This is a genomic window from Archangium violaceum Cb vi76 (genome assembly GCF_000733295.1).
In the GTDB taxonomy this organism is placed as follows: domain Bacteria; phylum Myxococcota; class Myxococcia; order Myxococcales; family Myxococcaceae; genus Archangium; species Archangium violaceum.
This window is the reverse complement of the sequence record NZ_JPMI01000270.1, coordinates 44,491-66,276: the sequence shown is the minus strand read 5'-3', so window position 1 is coordinate 66,276 and position 21,786 is coordinate 44,491. Positions and strand designations below refer to the sequence as shown.

General features: G+C 69.6%; 21 protein-coding genes. 9 read left to right on the top strand and 12 right to left on the bottom strand.

Annotated features, from left to right (window positions below):
- Position 1 precedes the first annotated feature (1 nt).
- On the top strand, positions 2 to 2,002 hold the full coding sequence (locus tag Q664_RS53165) for a SpoIID/LytB domain-containing protein (protein ID WP_052519135.1): 2,001 nt from the start codon (positions 2 to 4) through the stop codon (positions 2,000 to 2,002).
- Positions 2,003 to 2,009: 7 nt separating this feature from the next.
- Positions 2,010 to 2,705: a hypothetical protein gene (locus tag Q664_RS36985; protein ID WP_160174581.1), complete on the top strand. Its 696-nt coding sequence runs from the start codon at positions 2,010 to 2,012 to the stop codon at positions 2,703 to 2,705.
- An 18-nt stretch (positions 2,706 to 2,723) separates the two neighbouring features.
- Here Q664_RS36985 and Q664_RS36980 read toward each other — a convergent pair whose 3' ends face one another.
- Positions 2,724 to 3,335, bottom strand: a complete 612-nt coding sequence (locus tag Q664_RS36980; RefSeq protein WP_200883819.1) for a 2OG-Fe(II) oxygenase — start codon at positions 3,333 to 3,335, stop codon at positions 2,724 to 2,726.
- Between the two features lie 41 nt (positions 3,336 to 3,376).
- Between Q664_RS36980 and Q664_RS36975 the strand changes: the two genes are divergently transcribed.
- A complete protein-coding gene (locus tag Q664_RS36975; RefSeq protein ID WP_084610594.1) occupies positions 3,377 to 3,997 on the top strand; it encodes a DUF4230 domain-containing protein in 621 nt (206 codons plus the stop codon).
- A gap of 5 nt (positions 3,998 to 4,002) precedes the next feature.
- On the opposite strand, the gene Q664_RS36970 is transcribed toward Q664_RS36975, so the two are convergent.
- The 6 genes from Q664_RS36970 to Q664_RS36945 all read right to left on the bottom strand — a co-directional run bounded on the left by Q664_RS36970 (position 4,003) and on the right by Q664_RS36945 (position 10,410).
- Positions 4,003 to 5,250: a tetratricopeptide repeat protein gene (locus tag Q664_RS36970; protein ID WP_043406939.1), complete on the bottom strand. Its 1,248-nt coding sequence runs from the start codon at positions 5,248 to 5,250 to the stop codon at positions 4,003 to 4,005.
- 33 nt (positions 5,251 to 5,283) lie between these two features.
- Positions 5,284 to 5,961 (bottom strand): TIGR02265 family protein, encoded by a 678-nt coding sequence (locus tag Q664_RS36965; protein ID WP_084610593.1) that lies wholly within the window; start codon positions 5,959 to 5,961, stop codon positions 5,284 to 5,286.
- Positions 5,962 to 5,974: 13 nt separating this feature from the next.
- Positions 5,975 to 6,589: a TIGR02265 family protein gene (locus Q664_RS36960; RefSeq protein ID WP_052519133.1), complete on the bottom strand. Its 615-nt coding sequence runs from the start codon at positions 6,587 to 6,589 to the stop codon at positions 5,975 to 5,977.
- A 19-nt stretch (positions 6,590 to 6,608) separates the two neighbouring features.
- Positions 6,609 to 7,232 (bottom strand): TIGR02265 family protein, encoded by a 624-nt coding sequence (locus Q664_RS36955; protein WP_063934823.1) that lies wholly within the window; start codon positions 7,230 to 7,232, stop codon positions 6,609 to 6,611.
- A gap of 317 nt (positions 7,233 to 7,549) precedes the next feature.
- Positions 7,550 to 8,176, bottom strand: coding sequence for a TIGR02265 family protein (locus tag Q664_RS36950; protein WP_052519131.1), 627 nt, complete (start codon positions 8,174 to 8,176; stop codon positions 7,550 to 7,552).
- A 173-nt stretch (positions 8,177 to 8,349) separates the two neighbouring features.
- Positions 8,350 to 10,410, bottom strand: a complete 2,061-nt coding sequence (locus Q664_RS36945) for a response regulator (protein WP_043406936.1) — start codon at positions 10,408 to 10,410, stop codon at positions 8,350 to 8,352.
- 83 nt (positions 10,411 to 10,493) lie between these two features.
- On the opposite strand from Q664_RS36945, the gene Q664_RS36940 reads away from it, so the two are divergent.
- The gene (locus tag Q664_RS36940; RefSeq protein WP_043406933.1) at positions 10,494 to 11,303 is read left to right on the top strand and encodes a DUF2270 domain-containing protein; all 810 of its coding nucleotides are present in this window, start codon (positions 10,494 to 10,496) and stop codon (positions 11,301 to 11,303) included.
- Positions 11,304 to 11,368: 65 nt separating this feature from the next.
- Positions 11,369 to 12,373, top strand: coding sequence for an isocitrate dehydrogenase (NAD(+)) (locus Q664_RS36935; protein ID WP_043406931.1), 1,005 nt, complete (start codon positions 11,369 to 11,371; stop codon positions 12,371 to 12,373).
- A gap of 62 nt (positions 12,374 to 12,435) precedes the next feature.
- Here the strand turns inward: Q664_RS36935 and Q664_RS36930 are convergent, their stop codons facing one another.
- Genes Q664_RS36930 through Q664_RS36920 form a run of 3 tightly spaced genes read right to left on the bottom strand, consistent with a single transcriptional unit; the run spans position 12,436 to position 14,502 of the window.
- On the bottom strand, positions 12,436 to 12,822 hold the full coding sequence (locus Q664_RS36930) for a translation initiation factor (protein ID WP_043406928.1): 387 nt from the start codon (positions 12,820 to 12,822) through the stop codon (positions 12,436 to 12,438).
- A 13-nt stretch (positions 12,823 to 12,835) separates the two neighbouring features.
- The gene (locus Q664_RS36925; protein ID WP_052519130.1) at positions 12,836 to 14,179 is read right to left on the bottom strand and encodes a vitamin K epoxide reductase/DsbA family protein; all 1,344 of its coding nucleotides are present in this window, start codon (positions 14,177 to 14,179) and stop codon (positions 12,836 to 12,838) included.
- The gene (locus Q664_RS36920) at positions 14,176 to 14,502 is read right to left on the bottom strand and encodes a cupin domain-containing protein (protein WP_043406925.1); all 327 of its coding nucleotides are present in this window, start codon (positions 14,500 to 14,502) and stop codon (positions 14,176 to 14,178) included. Before Q664_RS36920 ends, Q664_RS36925 begins: the two co-directional genes overlap by 4 nt.
- Before the next feature lie 38 nt (positions 14,503 to 14,540).
- Between Q664_RS36920 and ygfZ the strand changes: the two genes are divergently transcribed.
- The 3 genes from ygfZ (at position 14,541) to Q664_RS36905 (ending at position 19,172) form a co-directional block, all read left to right on the top strand.
- On the top strand, positions 14,541 to 15,605 hold the full coding sequence (ygfZ, locus tag Q664_RS36915; RefSeq protein WP_043406923.1) for a CAF17-like 4Fe-4S cluster assembly/insertion protein YgfZ: 1,065 nt from the start codon (positions 14,541 to 14,543) through the stop codon (positions 15,603 to 15,605).
- Between the two features lie 152 nt (positions 15,606 to 15,757).
- Entirely contained in the window at positions 15,758 to 17,023 is a 1,266-nt protein-coding gene (locus tag Q664_RS36910) for a phospholipase D-like domain-containing protein (protein ID WP_235217024.1), read from the top strand.
- An 85-nt stretch (positions 17,024 to 17,108) separates the two neighbouring features.
- Positions 17,109 to 19,172: a sulfatase-like hydrolase/transferase gene (locus Q664_RS36905; RefSeq protein WP_043406920.1), complete on the top strand. Its 2,064-nt coding sequence runs from the start codon at positions 17,109 to 17,111 to the stop codon at positions 19,170 to 19,172.
- 54 nt (positions 19,173 to 19,226) lie between these two features.
- On the opposite strand, the gene Q664_RS36900 is transcribed toward Q664_RS36905, so the two are convergent.
- Together Q664_RS36900 and maiA are read right to left on the bottom strand one after the other, a co-directional pair.
- The gene (locus Q664_RS36900; RefSeq protein ID WP_043406917.1) at positions 19,227 to 20,390 is read right to left on the bottom strand and encodes a 4-hydroxyphenylpyruvate dioxygenase family protein; all 1,164 of its coding nucleotides are present in this window, start codon (positions 20,388 to 20,390) and stop codon (positions 19,227 to 19,229) included.
- A gap of 16 nt (positions 20,391 to 20,406) precedes the next feature.
- Positions 20,407 to 21,054, bottom strand: a complete 648-nt coding sequence (gene maiA / locus Q664_RS36895) for a maleylacetoacetate isomerase (protein WP_043406914.1) — start codon at positions 21,052 to 21,054, stop codon at positions 20,407 to 20,409.
- A 149-nt stretch (positions 21,055 to 21,203) separates the two neighbouring features.
- On the opposite strand from maiA, the gene Q664_RS36890 reads away from it, so the two are divergent.
- Positions 21,204 to 21,785 (top strand): TIGR02265 family protein, encoded by a 582-nt coding sequence (locus Q664_RS36890; protein ID WP_043406912.1) that lies wholly within the window; start codon positions 21,204 to 21,206, stop codon positions 21,783 to 21,785.
- Position 21,786: the final 1 nt, after the last annotated feature.

The following is a 21,786-nucleotide window of genomic DNA, read 5'->3' as shown; positions in this document are numbered from 1 at the left end:
CGTGCCGCTCGGACTGCTGCTGGTGCTCGCCGTGGCCGGAAGCACGCCGGAGCTGCGCACCCGGCTGGCCGAGCGCGCCGAGGCCCTGCTGCCGGGCGAGGATGACGCGGCGGCGGTGATGGACCTGGCCACCGGCGAGCTGGTGCTGGCCCATCACCCCGCCATCCTCACGCGCGCCTTTCCGCCCGGCAGCGTGCTGAAGCTGGCCAGTGCCTACGCGGCGCTCGACTCGCACCGGCAGCCCGAGGGGCCGCACCGCTGTACGGGCCGCGCGGAGATTGGAGGCCGGGAGCGGACGTGCTGGCTCCGCTCGGGCCACGGGCGCCTCGAGCTGACGCGGGCGCTGGCGCTCTCCTGCAACCTCTACTTCCACGCGCTGGGAGACGTGCTGGAGGGCGAGGCGCTGCTGCGCGCCCTGCGGGACTTCGGGCTCGGGAGGACCACGGGGGGCTTGCCGGGGGAAGAGAGCGGCGTGTTGCCCCAGGCCCTCTCGCGCGAGGACCGGATCCGCGTGGCGGCCGGGGACAGCGAGCGAGTGCAGGCGACGCCGCTCCAGCTGCTGCAGATGGCGGCGGTGGTGGCGGGCCGGGGACAGACGCGGAGCCTGGGCGAGGTGGGAGGCCGGCAGGCCCCGCGCCTCGCGAACGTGGCGGCGGTGGAGGTGCTGCGCGAGGCGATGCGGCAGGCGGCCGAGAGCGGCACGTTGGAGGCCACGCGGCTGGGGACGTTGGAAGGCGCGGGGAAGACGGGCACCGCGCGCTGGGAGAAGGGCTGGCACACGCACGGCTGGTTCATCGGGTTCGCGCCGTTTCGTGCGCCGCGCTTCGCGGTGGTGGCCTTCGCCCGGGAGGGACGCGGGGCCCACCAGGCCGCGCAGCCAGGGACGGAGCTGTTGAGCCTCGCGCTCGGGGACGAAGCGCCGAAGACCACGCCCTGGGAGCGGCCCCCGGGCCACCTGCGCGTGCGTGTCCTGGAGAAGCTGCGCCCCATGCGCGCCACGGTGACGACCACCGGTGGGCGGCTGCGCTGCGATGGAAAGACGTTGGACCTGACGGGCGCCACGGCGGAGATAGACCAGGGGCTGTTGGACCTGGGCCGGCCGGACCGGCGCTGCCACGAGCTCTACGCGCCAGGAGAGGGCGTGGTGGTGCGGCTCGGCGCCACCACGCGGCGGTACCGGGGCGCACTGCGGGCCACGGTGCTGGACGGGCAGATCGCCCTGTTCAACGAGCTGCCCGTGGAGGACTACCTCCGAGGCGTGGTGGGCAGCGAGCTGGCCGGGAAGCCGGAGGCGCTCAAGGCCCAGGCTGTCGTCTCGCGCACCTACGCCCTCGCCGGGCGCAACCGGCATGAGAAGGCGGGCTATGACGTGTGCGACCTCACCCACTGCCAGCTCTACCGGGGCCGGCAGGACGAGCGCGCCGACGTGGACAAGGCGGTGGAGGCCACCCGGGGCAAGGTGCTCCGCGGACGCAAGGCGGGAGAGCCCCTGGCGCCGACCTATTTCCATTCGAGCTGCGGCGGCGCCACGAGCACGGCCGCGAGTGTCTTCGGCTCGTCCGAGTCCTCCAGCGCGGTGGAGGATCGGCTGGGCACGTCCGGGCCGCTGTGCGCCGCCTCGCCGCACCACCGCTGGCACTTCGAGGTGTCGCGGCAGGAGCTCGCCCGGGCGTTGGGGATTCCCGCCGAGGGACTGGCCTTCGAGGTGCTGCGCAAGGACAGTGGAGGCCGGGCGCTGGAGGTGCGCACCTTCGGCGTGCCCTTGTCGGGCGAGGCCTTTCATGCCCGGGTGGGCCGGGCGCTGGGCTACCAGACGTTGAAGAGCCTCTCGGTGAGCGCGCGCGAAGCCGGCGGCAAGGTGCGCTTCGAGGGGCGGGGACTCGGCCACGGCGTGGGGCTGTGCCAGTACGGCGCCACGGAGCTGGAGCGGCGCGGGTACAAGTACGAGAAGATCCTGAAGCACTACTTCCCGGAGCGCACGCTTGGCGAGCCCCCTCCTTAGCGTGGTGATGAGCGCGGTACTGGCGGCCGAGGTGCAGGTGGGCGCCTCGGTGGTGCGGCACGAGGAGGGCGCGGAGGGCGTGGCCACGCGGGTGGCGCGAGCGCTGGAGCGTGCACGCCAGTCCCTGCCGCCCTTCGTGAGGACAGAGGTGCCGGAAGTGCGGGCGGCGCTGTCCGAATCGGTGGAGGCATTCAGCGCGAGCACCGGCCTGCCGCGCACCGCCGCGGCCGGAGTGGTGGAGGGCGAGGTGCTCTTCCCGCCCGCGCGGGTGGTGGACCGGATGGAGGACCTGGGCGCGCTCACGAGGCACGAGGTGGCGCACCTGGCGCTGATCTCCCATGCGGGGCCGGCCCTGCCTCGCTGGTTCGTCGAGGGATTCGCCACGGCGCTGGTGGAGCCGGGGCCCACCGCCAGTGGGCCGGAGGACTGCCGGGCCCTCACGGCGGAGCTTCTGGAAGTGCGTCCGGAGGTGCGGGAGCGGGCCTATGCACGGGCGGCGGCGCTCGCGAGGCGGATTGCCCGCGAGGCCGGTGGAGTGGAGGCGCTGTGGAAGCAACTCTCCACGAGACCCGATGCTCGCGCCTTCTGGCGGATGCCGCTGGGAGACAAGACAGTCCGGGAGCAAGCCTGCGAAGCCTCGTCCCCGAAGCAACAACCCACTCCCTCTCCCTCTCCCTCTCCCTCTGGGAGAGGGTCGGGGTGAGGGTCTTCGCCCAACGCGCTACCCCGCGTTCCGCCCGTAGAACCACGCGGTGAGCGCGAGCCGGGGAGCCTGAGCGGGCAGTACCTCGTGCTCGATGCGCTCGCTGAGGAACACCACGAGCCGATCCAGCGTGGGCTCCACGTCCACCGGGCCGCGCTCGGGGTAGATGCGCAGCAGGCCCCCGTGGGCCGGCACCCAGTCCGGATTGAGGTAGTAGAGGGCCGTGACGCGCCGGTTGGACTGGCCGGGAAAGGCATCGAAGTGGCGCGCGTACCTCGCTCCCTCGCCGGGGTACCAGGCGAGCTGCAGGTCGAACCGCCCGAGTCCTAGATACGCCTCGGCCGACAGCGCCTCGCCGAGCGCGGCATACGCCTCCCTCAGCCGGCTGATCGCCGAGCCCCGCTCCTCCTCCTTCACCCAGGTGATGAAGTCGCCACGGGTGTCCCGGTCCAGCGTGTGGTCCGCGCCCCGGCGAATGCCCGCGGGACGCAACTGGCCGGCCTCGACGCGCGCCTTCGCCTCGGCGTGGATGGCTCGGGCCTCCGTCTCCCCGAGAAAGGAAGCACGGGTGAACCAGCCCTGCTCACCGAGTGATTGGATTTCTTCATCCCGAAGGGACAGCGGGCTCATGGCTCGGCGAACCCTACCCCACCCTGGCTAGAATGGCGCCCATGCTGCGACTCATCTCGCGGGTGTTGCTCGTCCTCGTCGCATTGATCGCAGGGGCCGTGGGCTCGTTCCTGTTCCTCCGTCCCAAGCCCCCCGCCCTGCCCGATACGCCCGCGCTCGTCACCCGCGTCCGAGAGGTCGCCCGGCTCGAGACCCTCCAGGTGTCCCTCTACAAGAAGGTCGATTTCTCTCCCCAGCCCCAGGCCACGGACGCGCTCTGGAAGGACGTCATCAACTGGGCCCGCTACACCATCCACACGCCCATCGGCCGCGCCATCGTCTTCGCCGACGTGCACCTCGGCTATGACTTCGGCCAGCTCGATGGCTCCGCCATGCGCATCCAGGGCACCCGCGTCGACGTGGTCCTGCCTCCAGTGGAGGTCAAGGTGGAGCTCAAGCCCGGGGAGACGGAGATCATCGGCTCCAACCTCGACAGCGCGCAGACGACCCTCCTGTTGGAGAAGGCCCGCGAGGCCTTCGAGCGCGAGGTGAAGGGAGATAACCGCTTGAAGGAGCGCGCCCGGCGCTCGGCGGAGAACACGCTGCGCGTGCTGTTCTTCTCGGCGGGTTTCCGCGAGGTGAACGTGGTGGACGTGCTGCCTCCTCCGGCGACGGCGGGGTAATGTGCTCACAGTGAGGTGAGGGTGCCGCCCTCGAGACGGAAGAGGCCGGGGATTCCATCCGGCGCCCCTCCCAACCGGGCCAACGCCTCGCACGCGGGTGTGTCCGACTCGCGGCACACCAACGTGAACTCCCGCCAACCCAGGTGCACGCGCAGCGATACTTCTCCCGCGTGCAGCACCAGCCGGCCGCGCTGCTCCGCCGTGAGGAGCCGCGCCCCGTCGTATCCATCACCCCCCGCCACCGCCCACAGGCCGCTGAACGTCTCCGCGAGCACCACCTGCCCCTCGTCCAGCACCACCGGCCTCACCGGCGCGGGGTGCGCCTCCAGGTTGCGCCAGGCCAGCGCGTCCACCGCCTCCGCGGACAGCCCCGCCGGCCCGAGCGAATCCCCCGGCAGGTAGTGCACGAACTCCGCGTCCTCCAGCACGTAGAACACCTCGAGCCCCGCGGGTCCCGGCCGGTGGAGCGCTCCCGCCGCCTGCGTCTCGAAGCCCCCGGGCCGCAGCACCGGACGCAACCGCGCCTCCAGCGTGCCCGCATCCACGGCGAGCCCGGACAGCTCCCGCAGCCGCGCCACCAGGCCCCTCACGTACGTGCCCAGCTCCTGCGAGCCGTCACGGTAGGCCACATAGAGCGAGGCCACGTCCACCCGCCCCACCTCACCCGAGGCCAGCTTCACCAGCAGATCCTTCCCCTGCCGGCGGCACGCCACTCCGGCCCGGTGCAGCGCGGCCAGCAGCGCGGCGGTGAATTCCGGGCGCAACGCCTGCACCCGGGGCGCGGGCGGAGGCGAGACGTCCGCGGCTTCCAGCTCCGACTCCAACAGCCGCGCTTCCTCGTCGAACGGGTCCCTCCGCAGCACGTCCACCACGTACGCCCTCGCCCGGCCATGCTCCCCCCGCCGCAGGGCCAGCACCGCTAGCACCTTCTGGGCCTCGGGGTCTCCCGGGTTGAGGACGAGCGCCTCGCGCAGCACCGCCTCCGCGTCGCCCGGCCGCTCCAGCCCGAGCAGCGCCCGCGCCAGCCCCAGCCGCACCTGCACGTCCTGGGGGAAGTCGCGCCGCAGTGTCTCCAGCAGCCGCAGGGCCTCGCGCTCGGCGCCCGCGTTCACCAACGCATGCGCCACCGCCAGGCGCAGCGTGGGCCCCGGCGTGTTCCGTGCCGCGGTACGCAGCACCTCCAGCTCCGCGTCACTCAGGGGCTCGCCTGCCTCCACCTTGCGGCGGATGCGTTCCAGGGAAGTCGGGTCCACGGCGGCAGTCTAGCCATGCACCGCCCCCGAGGCTCACTCCCAGGAGAGCTCGTATTCGCTATCGAGCGCGCCCGTCTGGCGTCCCACCACCCGCACGTTCCGGGCTCCCGTCCGCTCCACCAGGGCCTGCAACACCCCCTCCATGAAGGGCAGGGGCATGAACTCGCGCTCCATGCGCCAGTGGAAGCTGGCCGGGCCCAGCCACCGCGTCGTGTGCGTGCCGTAGCTCAACCCCATCCGGAAGCCGATGGGGGCCCCCTCCAGCACCCGCTTCCTGTCACCGCCCGCCAGCATCAGCATCAACCTGCCCGCATGGGAGCACAGGAAGGTGCTCGTCGCCTGCCGGCCCAGCAGCCGCAGGGCCCTCGCGCTGCCACCATGCCGCGCCGCCAGCGCCTCCAGGCTGAGCGCCATCATCTGGAGCCTCCAGCGGACGGGGTAGCGGAAGAACTCCACGGGCTGCTCCTGCCCGCAGACCTCGAGGCAGCGCCGCACCAGCCCCTCGTCCCCGAGCTCGCGAATCGCCTCCAACAGGCTCCGCAGGAAGGCGCCCCAGGCGGTGTCCGCGGGCGTCGCCAACGCCACACGCTGTGTCAGGTCCCGCGCCCAGACATCCCCGGGGGACTCCGCCGCGCCGGACTCCAGGTCCAGGCCCAGCCCCCCGCCGATGGGCTCCACGTCCACCGCACCCGCAACGAGGCTTCCAGGCAAGGGTCACCCCCTCTTACTGCCAGGAAATGTCGTACTCACTCTCCAACAGGTCCGTCTGACGCCCCACCACCTTCACCTTGCTGGCATTCAACCGCTCGAGCATCGCCACCAGCATGCCCTCGTGGAACGAGGGGGGCATGAAGTCGCGCCTCATGGTGAACCGGCAGCACTGCGGCCCCGTCCACCGCACCGAGCGCTCGCCCGTCATCGACATCCGGTACGTCAACGGCAGGTTGTTCACCAGGCGCTTGGGCTCGCCGCGCACCAGCACCTTCACCGTCCGGCCGGCCTCGGACTCCAGGAAGTCCATGGCCACGCAGTGCCCCATGCGCCACAACGCCTGGTCCGCATCCGTGTGCCGCGTGGCCAGCTCCGGCATCGCCACCGACAGCATCTGCAGGTGCAACCGGATGGGGTAGTTGAAGAAGTCGAAGAAACGCGCCTGCCCACACGCACTGGCGCTGCGCTTCTCCAGCGCCTCGTCCCCGAGCGCCCGGATGGACTTCAACACGCTCTGCAGGAACAACCCGCGCGCGATGTCCTCCGAGCTCACCAGCGACATGCGCTGGCCCCAGTACTGTCCACCGTCCCGGGGGGACACACTCCACGCCATCGCCGCGCCGCTCATTCCCCGCTCCCCCCTGGTCTCACTGCCAGCAGAAGTCACACTCACTATCGAGCCCCCCCGTGGGCCGCCCGCTCACCTTCACCTCCCGCCCACCAAACAGACCCAGAGCCATCTCCACCACCCCCTCATGGAAGGGGTGGGGCATGAAGTCACGCTTCAGGATGAACTGGCCACTGCGCGGCCCCGTCCACCTCACCTCGTACTGCCCGAAGCTCACCGCCAGGCGGTAGGCCACCGGCAGCGAGTACCCCAACTGCCTCGGGCTGCCCGGCGTCAGCGACAGCATCACCTTGCCCGCCCCCACCCGCAGGAAGCGATGGGCCACCAACCGCCCCAATTGACGCAGTGCCTCCTCCGAGGTGCCGTACTGCTCCGTCAGCACCGGCAGCGCCGTGCTCACCATCTGGCAGTGCATCCGCACGGGATAACTGAAGAAGTCCAGGAAGCTGGACTCCCCACACGCCTCCACACAACGCCGGGCCAGCGAGCCGTCACCCACCGTGCGCAGCACCTCCAACGTCCCGTTGAAGAGCATGCCGCGGATGGTGTCCTCCGAGGTCGCCAGACACATCCGCCGCTCCAATTCCTGCTCCCACGTGTCTGCCTTTTCCCACCTGGTGCGTGCGCTGCCGGTCACGGCCATGTGTGTCCCCCTTGGCAGGAATCAGCCCGGCTGAGGAATGTCTATCCTAATTGTTTCAGGACTTGCTGTCAGCAGGGGGGGTCACGAATGAGCCCGGCCTCCGAGGGAAAAACGGCCCGGCCTCCTCGTTTCGTCCACTCTCGTTGTGGGATTGTACTCGCAGCGCACGCTCTCTCCCTGTCTATGAAAGCTTTCAGCGCTGCAATGCTATTCACGATTACGATGGGATGGGATTCAAACAGTCTCGCCGGAGAAAGGGCCCCTGGCGCGGTCTGAAGTCCGTGGTGACCCGGCGGGTGGGGTCCTCCCGACTCAGCTCACGCCACCCAGGAGACGTCGTAGTCGCTCTCCAACGTGGAGAGCTGATGGCCGATCACCCGCGCGCCCCGCGCCTTGGCCTTCTGGAGCACGCCGAGCAGCAGTCCTTCCTGGAAGGAGGCGGGCATGAACTCGCGCCGCATGGTGAGCCGGCAGCTCGTGGGCCCCATCCACACCACCGAGCGCACCCCGAAGCTCACCGAGGCCCGATACATGGAAGGCATGTTGCCCACCATCCGGTTCGCGTCTCCCCCGGCCAGCAACTGGAGCGCCAGGCCCGCGGTGGAGGACAGGAAACACTCCGCGGCCCCACGGCCCAGTTGCCTCAGCGCCTCGGCGATGCCACCGGAGCGGGCCTCCAGCAGCCGCGCCGCGGTGAACACCATCCGCAGGTTCGCGCTGACGGGATAGGTGAAGAACTCCACCAGCTTCTCCTCCCCGCTCGCCCGCTGGCACCTGCGCACCGCCTCTTCGTCTCCCAGGGTGCGCACCGCGTCCAGCGTGGCCCGGAGGAACATGCCCCGCGCCGTGTCCGCGGGCGAGGCCATCGCCAACCGCTGCTGCAAATCCTCTTCCGAGCCCGGGGGAGCAGGCACCCACCAGCCCCGCTCATCGACCATCTGCATGCATCCCCCCCCGCTCATCGAGGAACCGAGCATGTCCACACTGTAACCCTTCCGCCTCCCGTCGTCAGGCTTACCGCTTGTCTGTCATTGAGCCTGAAGAAATACATTCACGGTGTGGCCCACAACCCGGAAATGGCCCTTCTCCGTTCCTCCAGCGGCCCCGCGCGGGAGGCTCACCCGCCAGGTGGGGCCACTCCGGCGCCACCACCGCCACCCGCCGCGGGCGACTCGGACTGGCCGAGGAAGTCATCCAGCGCGCCCACGTCGATGGGTTTGCGGAACACGGCGTCCACCAGCGCGAGGTTGGCGCGGTTCTGCCCCCGCACGTCCATGCCCGTCACGATGGCCAGCAGGGCCTGGGGTGAGCGTTTGCGCAGCTCGCGCGCCACCTCCCAGCCCGACATGTCTGGCATCACCGCGTCCAGCAGGGCGGCGTCGTAACGGCGCTCGTCCCACATCTTCAGCGCCACGTCCCCGCTGTTGGCCACCTTGACGTCGTAGCCCTCCTCGCCGAGCACCTCCGCCATCATCCGCGCGTTGTCCGGATCGTCGTCCACCACCAGCACCCGGCGCGTCTGCTGGAAGCGCCGCGGGCCCGCCGCCGCCTCCGGGCTCTCCCGCCCCCGCTCCGCCTCCTCCTCGGACCGGGCCAGGGGCAGCCGCACCACGAAGGCGGCCCCGCCCTCGGGCAGGTTCTCCACCGTCAGCTCACCGCCCCAGCGCTGCACCTGGTTGCGCGCCACCGCCAGCAGCAGCGAGAGCTGCGGCGCGCCCGCCTCGCGGTTGAGCGGATCGAACATGCGCGTCATGTCCTCCGCCTCGTACTGCGTGCTGGAGTCCGCCACCCGCAGAGACACCCAGCCGTCCGCCTCCCGGCGCGTCTCCACCAGCACCCGCCCGCCCTGGTCGCTCAGACGCTCGCGCTCGGCCAGCAGCAGGTTCACCACCAGCTCGCGGAAGAAGCCCGGGTCCGCCCTCACCGCCCCCGGCTCGCCCAGCCGCTGCTCCACCGTCACCGGGTGCTCGCGCCCCTCCAGCTCCGCCCGCGCCAGCTCCAACGCCTCGCGCACCGTCGCGTCCACCTGCACGTCCGACAGCTGCTCCTCGGTGCGCTGGACGTTGAACTCCTGGAGCCGCGCCACCAGCTCGCCCACCTGCCCCACCGTCTTGTCCAGCGCGTCCAGGTGCTCGGGCTTGAACTCGCGGCGCAGCAGGGTGATCCGCAGGCGCAGCACGTTGAGGAAGTTGTTGAGCGCGTGCGCCGCGCCACTGGCCAGTTGCCCCAGGGCCTGGGTGCGCGTGCGCTGCAACAGCCGGCCCTGCAGCCGTCGCACCGCGTCGTTGGCGCTCATCAGCGCCTTCGTCTTGGTGGCGGCCTCGGTGCGGTCGGTGAAGGTCTGGATGACCCCGGCCAGCTCGCCCTCCTCCTCCCAGATGGGCGTGGCGCTCATCTCCAGGGTGGCCTCGCCCCCGCCGGGCCGCTCCACCACCATCATCACGCCGCGCACCGGCCCCCGCTCCTTCAGCGCCCGCATGAAGGGCATGTCCGCCACCTTGAAGGACTCGCCATTGGGCTGGCGCGCATTCACCTGCGAGAGCACCACCGACAGCGGCGACTGCGAGCGCGAGCCCACCACCGCCCGCATGGGCACGCCGATGAGCCGGCTCACCGGCGGCGTGGCGAAGGACACCGTGCCGTCCACCTCGGCCAGCAGGATGCCCACCTCCACGTGGTGCAGCACCGACTCCATCACCGCCGCCTCGCGGAAGCGCACCTCCTCCGTCCTCAACACCCGCGCGAAGGAGGCCTGCGCCGAGGCGTGCGCCTCGCCCACCAGCTCCACGATGAAGGTGGCCACCTCCGGCTCCAGCACCCCCTCGTTGCGCCGGGCGTAGACGTAGAGGAGCACCTCCTCCAGCGACTTGAACTCGCGCGCCAGGTCCTCCACCTCGAAGCGCTGGTTGTACCGGCGCGCCCCGTGCGAGCGCACCACCTCCGGCCAGAGGGCCAGGGCGTCCCTGCCCCGGTCCCTGAGCAGGCGGACGAGCTCGTCGATCAACCGGCGCAGGGGCGCCCGCAGGTTGCGCCCGGAGATGTCCAGCTCATACGTCTCGGCGCGGATCCGCTTGGACCACAGACGCACCACGCGCTCCGACTCCTCTTCCAGGAGCTGGAGCACGGCGGCCACCGCATCCACGGGTGGCGGGGTGTCATGGAGGAAAGGGATGGCCATGGTTCCTCCGGGAGAGAGTGGGCACGGCGGCCCGCCCCGGCCACCCGTGCGTCCGGGCCGCACACACCAGGGGAGAGCAACCGATGGCGAGTGACGGCAACGAGCGCGACAAGAACGAATACGAGGCCCTGCCGCTCTCGGACGCGTCCATGGCGCAGCTGTTCCGGGGCGAGCTCAGCCGCTCGGACACCTGGCGGTCGCGCCTGGACAACACCACCAACTGGTCCATGACGACCACCGCCGCCGTCGTCTCCTTCGGCTTCTCCGGCGGCGCCGAGCCCGTCGTCTTCCTGGTGGGCATCGGCATGGTGCTCTCGTTCCTCTTCATCGAGGCGCGCCGCTACCGCTACTACGACTTGTGGATCCGCCGCGTGCGCCTGCTGGAGGAAGGCTACTGGGTGCCCATGCTGCGCCGCGAGCCGGTGGACCCGGACGCCCTGCGCGAGCTGGCCGGCATCATGGAGCGGCCACAAATCCAGCTCTCGGTCTTCTCCGCCATCTCCACGCGCCTCAACCGCGCGTACGGCCCCATCCTGCTGGTGCTGACGCTCTCCTGGTTCGTCAAGGTGTACAGCCAGCCGTGGCCGGCGAGGAACTTCACCGAGTTCGTGGAACGCGCGCACATCGGGCCCATCCACGGCGGCTTCGTGATGGGCTTCTTCTTCCTGCTGGTGCTCGTCTTCTCCTACCTCTTCGTGGCCTCGTTCTTCACCAAGGCCCCGCTGGGCGAGCTGCGCACCCGGCCACGCGGACGCCGCGCCGCGTTGTGGGAGTCCTTCTACCGGCCCTACGCCACGCTCGCCCCGCGCCGCCGGGGCCGCCGCAGGAGCCCGCCCCGGCCTCCGGAGCCGCCCTCCGAGCCGCCACCCATCCAGACTCCACCGATGCATTAGCCAGGCTGCGCCCGGCGCGTTTTCCCGCTTTCGGGGCCCTGTCTTTTGTGCTTGAAGCGCGAGACATGGCGAATACGCGTACGGTTACGGTCATCAATGGCGACGGCATCGGCCCCGAGGTAATGGCGGCCACCATCCGCGTCCTGGAGGCGCTCAAGGCCCCGCTCGAGTTCGAGTTCAAGGACGCGGGAGCCGAGGTCATCGCCAAGTACGGCACCAACCTGCCCCACGAGACGGTGGAGGCGGTGCTGCGCAGCGGCGTGGCCCTCAAGGGTCCCACGGGCACGGTGGTGGGCGGCGGCATGGCGTCGGCCAACGTGGGCCTGCGCAAGCGCCTGGACCTGTACTCCTCGCTGCGGCCCGTCAAGAGCGTGCCCGGCGTGAAGACGCGCTACGACAACGTGGACCTGGTGGTGGTGCGCGAGAACACCGAGTCGCTCTACGCCGGCCTCGAGCACATCATCGTCCCGGGCGTGGTGGAGTCGCTGAAGATCATCACCGAGAAGGCCTCCACGCGCATCGCCCGCTTCGCCTTCGAGTACGCCCGGAAGCACGGGCGCAAGAAGGTGACGAGCGTCCACAAGGCCAACATCATGAAGCTGTCGGATGGCCTCTTCCTCGACTGCACCCGCAAGGTGGGCCGGGAGTTCCCGGAGATCCAGTACGAGGAGGTCATCGTCGACAACATGTGCATGCAGCTGGTGAAGGACCCGACGCGCTACGACGTGCTGGTGATGGAGAACCTGTACGGGGACATCCTCAGCGACCTGTGCGCGGGCCTGGTGGGCGGCCTGGGGCTGGTGCCGGGCGCCAACATCGGCGAGCGCACGGCGATGTTCGAGGCGGTGCACGGCACGGCGCCGGACATCGCGGGCAAGGGCCTGGCCAACCCCACCGCGCTGATGATGTCGGCGGTGATGATGCTGGACTGGCTGGACATGCGGGACGAGGCGCGCAAGTTCGAGAACGCGCTGGCCAAGGTGCACGGCGAGGGCAAGGCGCGCACGGGCGACCTGGGCGGCAGCGCCACCACGCGCGAGTTCACCGACGCCGTCATCTCGGCGCTGTAGTCCACTCCCCTCTCCCCCTGGGAGGGTGTCGAGCCTCCCGGGCTCCACCCTCCGCCCCCGCGTCACCCCACCGTGACGCGGCGCACGCCGCGGGCTTCCAGGAGCGCGGGGAGGCGCTCGCGCTGGTCGCCCTGCAACACCAGGGTGTCCTCCTCCACGGTGCCGCCGCAGCCCAGGCCGCCCTTGAGGGCCTTGAGCCACTTCTCCAGCTCGGCGGCGGACAGCCCCAGCTGCTCCACCACCGTCACCTCCTTGCCACCCCGCCCCTTGCGCTCCATGCGCACCACGGCACGGGCGGGGCCCTTGGGCCCTTCGGACACCTCGGCCTTCACGGGCGCGGGAGCCGGCCCCGCGGGCAGCTCCTCGCGCTTGAGGCTCAGCGCGGCGAAGGGGTTGTGGAAGGGCGCCGCCGGAGCGGGCGCCTCGGGCTTCTTGTCGCGCTTGCCCATGGCGTCCGTCCGCTCAGTGGGGGTGATCGTGCGCCTGCAGCGCCCGCTGCTGCGGCGCGGGCAGCACCTTGAAGGCCGCCGCGTCCGGGTTCCCGTCCGACATGATGAGGGCGTAGAGGAAGGACGGGATGGGCAGCGCCTCGCGGCCGTTGATGACCACCAGCGGCGTGCCGTGCAGGTCGTGCTGCTGGGCGTACGCGATGTCCTCCGCCAGCTTCTTCTGCGTCTCCTCGCTGGAGATGCACGCCTCGAGCTGCGAGCGCGTCACCGTGCCGGAGGACATGATGCTCAGCACGTTCTGCGGATTGAGCGTGGACTGGGCGGCGAAGAGCTTCTCGCGCAGCTCCCAGTAGTCCGGAGCGTCCTCGGTGCAGATCTGCGCCTTGGCGGCCATGCAGCGGGTGCCGGAGCCATCGGTGGCCTGCGGCGGCAGGGCGCTGTTGCACTGCGAGTCGAGCGGGTACTGGCGCGCCTCCAGCGACAGCTTGCCCTCGGGGATGCGCTTCTTCATGAGGGCGAGCACCTCCACCAGGCTCTTGCAGTGCGGGCAGCGGCTGTCCGTCCACTCCACCATCTTCACCGGCGCGTTCTCGGGGCCATGGCGGCGGCGCGCGGCGGACAGGGCCGGCAGCGGCGTGTCCATCTTGTAGCGGGCGAGCGCGTTGGAGACGGCCTGCTTCTCCTGCGGGGGCAGGCTGAGCAGGTACGCCTCCAGCGAGCCGGGAGCGGCGGGGGAGGTCATGGAGGCCAGCTGCTCCGCGGCGGCGTTGGCCTTGGGCGTCTGCATGCCGGGTATCAGCAGCGCCACGTAGGCGGCGACGGCGAAGCCACCCGTCCACTGAAGGGCGCGGCCCCACTCACCCGTCTGCGGCACCACCGGGCCGGGCAGGCCCTTCCAGGCCACGGCGGCGAAGGCGAGCGTGAGGGCATAGGTGCCCAGACACGTGGGACACAGCGCACCGGAGCTCGCGCTCGCGAGGCCGAAGACGAGGCTGGCCGCCACACCGGCCGCGGCCGTCAGACGCAGGCCGTTGGTGGCGGGACGCACGGTGTGCCCGCTGCCGCGCCACGCCAGGAAGAGCGCCGCGAGCGCCATGGCGACGATGCCCCACACCAGGCCGAGCACGGCCACGGGCATGCCCAACCGCTCATGCACGCCGCTGGCGAAGGCGGAGTTCCACACCGTCTCGCAGTTGATCTGCTCGGAGATGCCACAGCTGGTGGTACCGCCGCCGCGCAGGGTGAGGAGCTCCTTCCACTGGTAGATGGAGAGCGCCGCCTCGGCGAGAGCCAGGCCCAGCAGCGCCGCGGCACCACGGACGGGGACAGGAGGGGGCGGATTGGCCTTCTTGCTCATGCGTGCTCCGGAGGGGGGGTCATCAGGACGAGGAGGCGGGCGTTGTCGGGGCTGTCATTGGTGACGCCGTGTTCGACGCCCGCGGGTGCGAAGAGGGAGGCGCCGGGGCCATGCGAGGCCTCGTCGGCGCCGATGCGGAAGCGGCACCGCCCCTCGAGGACGAGGTACACCTTGTCCGAGGTGGCGTGCCGGTGGGGCTTCTGGCTCTGGCCGGGCGTCAGGCAGTACACGTCCAGGAAGAAGCGCTCGGACTTGAAGAGGTTGTGCTTCTGGAGCTTCTCGGCCGAGAAGCCCAGGAAGTCGGACAGGTGTTTCACATCCATCGTGGCATTCACTCCCGGCCCTCTATATAGCGACGGTCATGGAACCGCTGTCTCTGCATTTTCTTCATGAGCAGGCAGGAGCCCATTTCCTGGAGATCAACGGCCGGGAGGCCGTGGCCGACTACGGGGATGTGGAAGCCGAGTACCGGGCGGCCCGGCAGGCGGTGGCCCTCCATGATGCCACCTACCGGGAAGCGCTGCGGATAACCGGCGAGGACCGCGTGTCCTTCCTGCACGGGATGGTGACGCAGGACGTGAAGGGGCTGGCGGCCGGGGCGGCCACCTACGCGGCGATGATCACCGTGAAGGGCTCCATGGTGGGTGACGCGCGCATCCTCCGGCGCGAGGCGGACCTGCTGCTGGACATGGAGCCCGGGATGGGCGCCAAGGTCCAGGAATTCCTGGGGAAATTCCTCATCTCCGAGGACGCCGAGCTGCTCGAGGCCACGGGCGAGCTGGGGGTGCTGCGGCTGCTCGGCCCCCGGACAGCCGAGCTGCTGGGCGCCGTGTCGGGCGGTCCCTTCGCTCCCCTGCCCCCGGACGCCACCCGGACCCTGTCCCTGGCGGGCCCGGAGGTGCTGGCGGTGGGCGGCTCCGGACAGGAGCCGGGGGTGGACCTGCTGGTGCCCCGGGGAGGGCTGGAGGCGGTGTGGAAGGCGCTGGCGGCGGCGGGTGGGGCCTTCGGGCTGAAACCGCTGGGCTGGCGGGCGCACGAGATGCTGCGGGTGGAGGCGGGGGTGCCGCGCTACGGCCAGGACATGGTGGACACCACCATTCCGCTGGAGGCGAACCTCACGAACGCCATCTCCTACAACAAGGGGTGCTACATCGGGCAGGAGGTCATCGCCCGAGCCACCTTCCGGGGACACATGAACCGGAAGCTGTCGGGTCTGCTGCTGGGGAGCACCGAGGCGGCGCCGGGCACCGAGCTGAAGAAGGACGGCAAGAAGGTGGGTTGGGTGACGAGCGTGGTGCGCTCGCCGCTGAAGGGCCAGACGGTGGCGCTGGGGTACGTACACCGGGACCACCTGGAGCCGGGGACGGTGCTGGCGGTGGGCGACGGCCCCGCCGAGGCCACCGTGGCGGCCCTGCCCTTCACCTGAGCCCATCTCCCCTCTCCCTCTGGGAGAGGGACGGGGTGAGGGTATTGGAATCACCCGGGTTGGCTCACCGGGTGGACCTCATTTGACTTTCAGGTTTCGCCTCTCTATACGGCAAATCGACTTTTCTCGATTTTCCAGAATCAGGAGAGGATATGCCGCGTTCGAAGCCGGGCGTTCGCTTTCTGAGGGCGCTGACCGTGGGTCTCTGCACGTGGGTGGCCACGGGGTGCGAGCCCTTCGCGGAGCAGGACAGCGGTGAGGTGGACGTGGGCGCCATCCGGTCGGGAGTGAGCGTCGCGTCCGGGACGGTGGGCGGCAAGGCGGTCTGGGCGCACTTCAGCAACCCGCCCGCGTTCGCTGGCCGGGACTACACCATCATCACGGAGCTGAGGCGGCTCATCGACTCGACGCCCGCGGGCGCCACCATCCGGGGCACCATCCACTCCATCAGCATCGACGGGGTGGCAGATTCGCTCCTCGCGGCGCAGAACCGCGGCGTCTCGGTGTCCGTCGTGCTCGACGGGAAGAACGCGAGCTCCACGGACCCCGCGGTGGTCACCATCAAGAAGCTCACCAACCACCGGTTCTGCACCAACTCGAGCGGCGGTGGCGGCTGCATCGGCACGAGCGCGGCCGGCAACATGCACACGAAGATGTTCACGTTCAGCCAGGCCAAGGACCCCAATGGGGTGGCCCGTCCGTACGTGGTGTGGTTCGGCTCGTCCAACCTGACCTATGCGAGCGGCCCGGACGCGTTCAACAACACCCTCACCATCTACGACGCCGTGACGCTGTACGACGGCTTCAACGCCAACTTCTCGGACATGTGGAACCGCCGGCACTTCTCCGGCAACGACTACTACGACTCCGCCAGCGGCCGAGGCTACTACCTGGCCAACCCCGCGGATGGCTACGCCTCGCCCGAGGGGCTGAACCAGACGGACACCATCGTCACCCGCCTCAACGACGTCACGCCCGACGCGAACTGCCGGCTGCGCATCGGCATGGCGTTCGTCACCACCGGGCGTCCGGAAATCCTCGCGCAGGTGAAGCACTACCGGGCCGGCGGCTGCGCGGTGTGGATGGTGGTGGGCGGAGACTCCACGGATGGCATCAGCATGCCGCAGTCCGTCTACAACGAGCTGCTCGACGCGGGCGTCAAGATCCGCCGCAAGGACAAGGTCCACGACAAGTTCTTCCTCGTCTACGGCAAGTACGGCACCAGCTACGGCTACCGGGTCTACTCCGGCTCGCAGAACTGGTCCCAGGACGCGCTCAACGAGAACGAGGAGATGTTCGTGAAGATGGCGCCCGAGACCGGCACCGTGCACCCGCTCTACGACGGGTACTACAACCACTTCAACGACGCCTATAACAACGGCGTCACATGCACCAAGGCCAACTACCCCTGCCGGTAGTAGGCGATCCACTCATGAGGGGGCACACTGGGGCGTGCCGGGGCTACTCCAGGCCTCGCGAAGGGAAGCATCCGGAAAAGGACCCATGCCCACTCGCCCCAACATCCTGTTGATCACCTGCGATCAGTACCGCTTCCCGCGCTTCTCCTACGGACCCGATGGCGGCTTCCCCGAGCCGCTCAAGCAGATCCTCGGCTTCCAGGGAGAGGTGGACGAAAGCAATCCCTACGCGAAGTTCTTCCCCGGCCTGCTGCGGCTGCGAAAGAACGCGGTCGTCCTGCGCAATCACACCATCGCCGCCAGCGCGTGCACGCCGAGCCGCGCCGTCATCTACACGGGCCAGTACGGCACGCGCACGGGCGTCACGCAGACGGATGGCCTGTTCAAGAACGGTGACTCCTCCAACTTCCCCTGGCTGGACGCCGATGGCATTCCGACGCTCGGCACCTGGATGCGCGAGGCCGGCTACAGCACGCACTATTTCGGCAAGTGGCACGTGAGCAATCCGCCGGAGCACTCGCTCCAGCGCTACGGCTTCGATGACTGGGAGATGTCCTACCCCGAGCCCCACGGCTCGCAGCCCAACAACCTGGGCATCTACCGCGACGAGGGCTTCACGGACTCGGCCTGCGCCTTCATCCGGCGCAAGGGCCTGGCGCTCAACTACAACCGCGCCTATGCCTCGGACCAGGCCAGGGATCCCAACTCGACCGGCCCCGATACCCAGGACATCAAGCCCTGGTTCGCGGTCGCCTCCTTCACCAACCCGCATGACATCGCGACCTACCCGGGAGTGATCGCCCAGGCCCTGCCCGCCGACAAGCCGGCGGAGCCCATCACCCTGCCCAATGGGAAGACGCTTCCCGTGCCCACCACGCAGTCCCTGTTCGGACCGCTCACCGTGCCGAACCAGGGAGACGTCACGCCGCCCCCCATCGCGGGCACCATGCGGCTCCCCCTCAACCCCCTGGACTTCCCCAAGGACCGTGCCCGGGCCTCCCCCACGCAGAACGAGTCGCTGGCCGACAAGCCGACCTGCCAGCACGACTACGCCTACAAGATGGGCCTCGCGTTGTCCGCGAAGGCCGGCTTCAACATCGCCAGCGCCGTGCCCACGGCCAATCCCGAGCAGGCCCTGGAGCTCGCCGTCTTCCTGGCCCTGCGCAACTGCATCCCCTTCCAGCTCACGGACAAGCCCGACGAGGGCTGCCTGCTCTTCCTCCAGCTCTATGCCTGGCTGCACTCGGTCGTGGATGCGCACATCGACGCGGTGCTCACCGCCCTGGAGGAGTCCGGGCAGGCAGACAACACCCTCGTCGTCTTCCTCACCGACCACGGCGAGTACGGCGCCGCCCACGGCATGATGCTCGAGAAGTGGCACACCGCCTATCAGGAGGCGCTGCACGTCCCCGTGGTGGTGAACTACCGGCCCTGGGTGAGGAATCAGCTGGAGCAGCACGGCAAGGAACCGGCCAACCCCGGCATACCGCCCCCCGGGCAGGTGCTGCGCCAGGTGGACGCCCTCACCAGCCACATCGACATCCTGCCGACCATCCTCGGCCTGGCCGGCGTCGGCCCCGAGCAGCGCGAGAAGATCAGCCGCACGCTCGCCGAGCGCCGGCCCGTGCCTCCGCTGCCGGGAATCGATCTGTCACCGCTCATCCGGGGCGAGTGGGCGCCCCACGTCGTGAAGCATCCGGACGGCAGCCCGCGCGAGGGCGTCCTCTTCATCACCGACGATGAGATCACCGCGCCCCTGCCCCCCTCGCGCACGTTGCAGGAGGCCCACTCGTACAAGGAGTTCGAGGTCTACAAGGCCACCGTGGACGCCGTGCGCACGGGCAAACACGGCAAGCAACCCGTGGACCTCGCTCCGGGCTCCGTCCGGCAACCCAATCACGTGCGGTGCGTCCGCACGATGGAATACAAGCTCGCGCGCTACTTCGATCCTTCCGGCAAGGCCGCGCAGGAGTGGGAGCTGTACGACCTCGCGAAGGACCCCAACGAGACGACCAATCTGGTCCAGGTCGCCGTCACACCCCCCACGGCCCGGACGGATCTGCCCTCCTGGACGAATCAGGCCACCGTCCAGGCCACGGCCGACCAGCTGGCCAGCCTCCTGGCGAAGCTCGAGAAGCGGGACCTGTAGGCCGGCTGGAGGGCAACGGCCCCTCGCGAGCCGTTGCCTCCCGCCCGTCCGCCGTCAGGCGCGCCCTTCCGACTTCTGCTGACGCTCGATGCTCTCGAACAGGGCTCGGAAGTTGCCCCCACCGAAGCCCTGGTCTCCCTTGCGCTGGATGATCTCGTAGAAGAACGGGCCGGCACCCGGGTCCTTGTAGAGCGACGCCGCGTCCTTCATGAAGATCTGCAGCAGGTAGCTGTGCTCCCCCGCGCCGTCCACGAGCACCTCCAGGTCGCGCAGCACCTGGATGTCCTCGTCGATCTTCTTGATGCCCAGGTCCTGGATGCGCTGGGGCAGCGCGTCGTAGTACGTGCCCGGGGTGGGCATGAAGGAGATCCCCGCCTTCTCGCGCATCGCCTTCACCGAGGTGAGGATGTCCTTCACCACCAGCGCCAGGTGCTGCACGCCGTCACCCCGGTGGTCCTCGTTGAAGATGTTGATCTGCGAGGCCTTGAAGAAGGGCCGCAACGGCTCGTTGTTGGCGAACTTCACCCGGCTCACGGGATCCCACACCACCTCGGAGCGCAACCCCGAGCCGTGCGCGCGCTTCTGCTGCGCGGCCACGTCGTCGGTGTGGAACTGAATCTCCCAGAACTTCTCGAAGCCCATCACGTGCTCCATCCACAGGAGCATGGGCTTCATCGTCTGGAAGTTGGACGTGATGTGGTCGATGTGCGTGAAGCCGTAGCGATTGGTGCCGCCGCGCGGCTTGTCGTGCTGCACGAAGCCCGGGAAGAGCGCCTTGTACCCATCCCGCTGGATGAAGCGGAACGTGGTGTCGCCGAACGGCGTGGTGATGGAGAACTGCGCCAGCCTGCCACCCTTGTCGTCCGTGTGGCGCTGGATGTCCGTGATGAAGGTGGCGCCGCGCTGCTCCAGCAGGCGGTACGTCTTGTCGATGTCCTCCACCTGGTAGTTGAGCGTGCCCACCCCATCCGGGTGCTTGCGCAGGAAGCGCCACGCACGGCCGCCCTCGCCCACCGGCTCACTCACCACCAGCACCACGTTGCCCGCCTGGAAGACGGCCGACTTCTGCCGCCCCTCCTTCTCCAACTGTGGCGAGGACACGCCCTGCTCGGCGAAGTCCAGCCCGTCCACGTAGAAGCGCCGGCTGCGCTCCAGGTCGTGCACGTACCAGTGGACGCTCTCCAATCCCTTGATGCCCAGCGACTCGAGCTTCGCCATTGTCGACTCCTTCAGTTCAAGCCGGCACCGCGTCGGGCTGCCGGTCCGCATGTGCCACCTGGAAGGCGGGAAGGCTGGCGCACGCCGCTTCGATACGGGTGAGCAGCGGGTACGGCTGCAGGTCTACTCCGAAACGCCGGGCCCCGTAGAGTTGGGGCACCAGGAAGACGTCCGCGAACGACACTGTGTCACCCAGGCAGTACGTCCCCGCCGTCTCCTGCGCGACCTCCTGGAAGGCCGCCAGGCCCCGGTCTATCCAGTACGCGCACCACGCCTTGTCGTCCCCCTTCAGTTCCCCCTTGATGCGCTGCAGCACGGACAGGTTCTGCAGCGGTTGGATCCCCGAGTTCACCATCTCCGACAACATCCGGCAGCGGGCCCGGAGGAAGGGGTCCGCCGGCAGCAGGGCGGGCGAGGGGTGGCGCTCCTCCAGGTACTCGAGGATGGCCATGGACTGGGCCAGGCGGTGCACCCTGCCTCCCTCGGAGACCTCCAGCGTGGGCACGGTGCGCATGGGGTTGATGGCACGGTAGGCGTCGGAGTTCTGCTGGCCCCCGTCCTTCACCAGGTGCACGGGCACGTACTCGTACGGCAGACCCTTGAGGTTGAGCGCGATGCGCACGCGCCAGGAGCACGACGAACGCCAGTAGCTGTGGAGCTTCATGGTTTCACCACCTTCTGGAGGAAGTGCCTGAAAGACATGCGCGTCATGCCAAAGGCCCCCACTCCGAGTAAAGGTTGTCCAGTTGTCCCCTACCCGGAGTCGCGATTTCTCGACCCGGCGTGGAGTACCGGTAAGCTGTCACCCCAGCCATGCCCTCGAACAAGACCGAGCTCGCTGCCCGCATCGCCCTGACCAAGCCCCCGGACTCCGTGCGGGGCATCTTCTTCCGGGTGGTCTTCGAGCTCATCGAACGCAAGGGAGGCCCCCAGGCGCTGCGCCAGGTGCGCACCGGCGCCCTGGCCAAGGACATCGCGGACCTGCGGACCTACCCCGCCTCGGACTACCTCACCATGCTCTACGGCGCGGTGGACGCGCTCGAGTGGAAGCTGGGCAACGAGAACCAGGTCTTCAACGCCTGCGGCCGCGCCTGCGTGCAGAACTTCTCCACCGGCCCGGGCCAGGTCGTCTTCGGCATCCTCGGCAAGGGGGATCCGCAGCGGCTCTTCGCCCAGACGCGCGTGGCCTTCAGCACCGTGGTGACGTACGGCAAGCGCGAGCACCGCCCCGCCGGCCCCAAGGGCTGCATCCTCTCCTACCGCGGCGACATGCAGCCCGCCGCCTACCACGTGGGCATCTTCGAGGGCGCGCTGGAGTCCCTCGGCTTCAAGGGCACCGTGAGGGCCAACGTGCTCGGCCTGGACTCGGTGGACTACGAAATCACCTGGGAGTGAG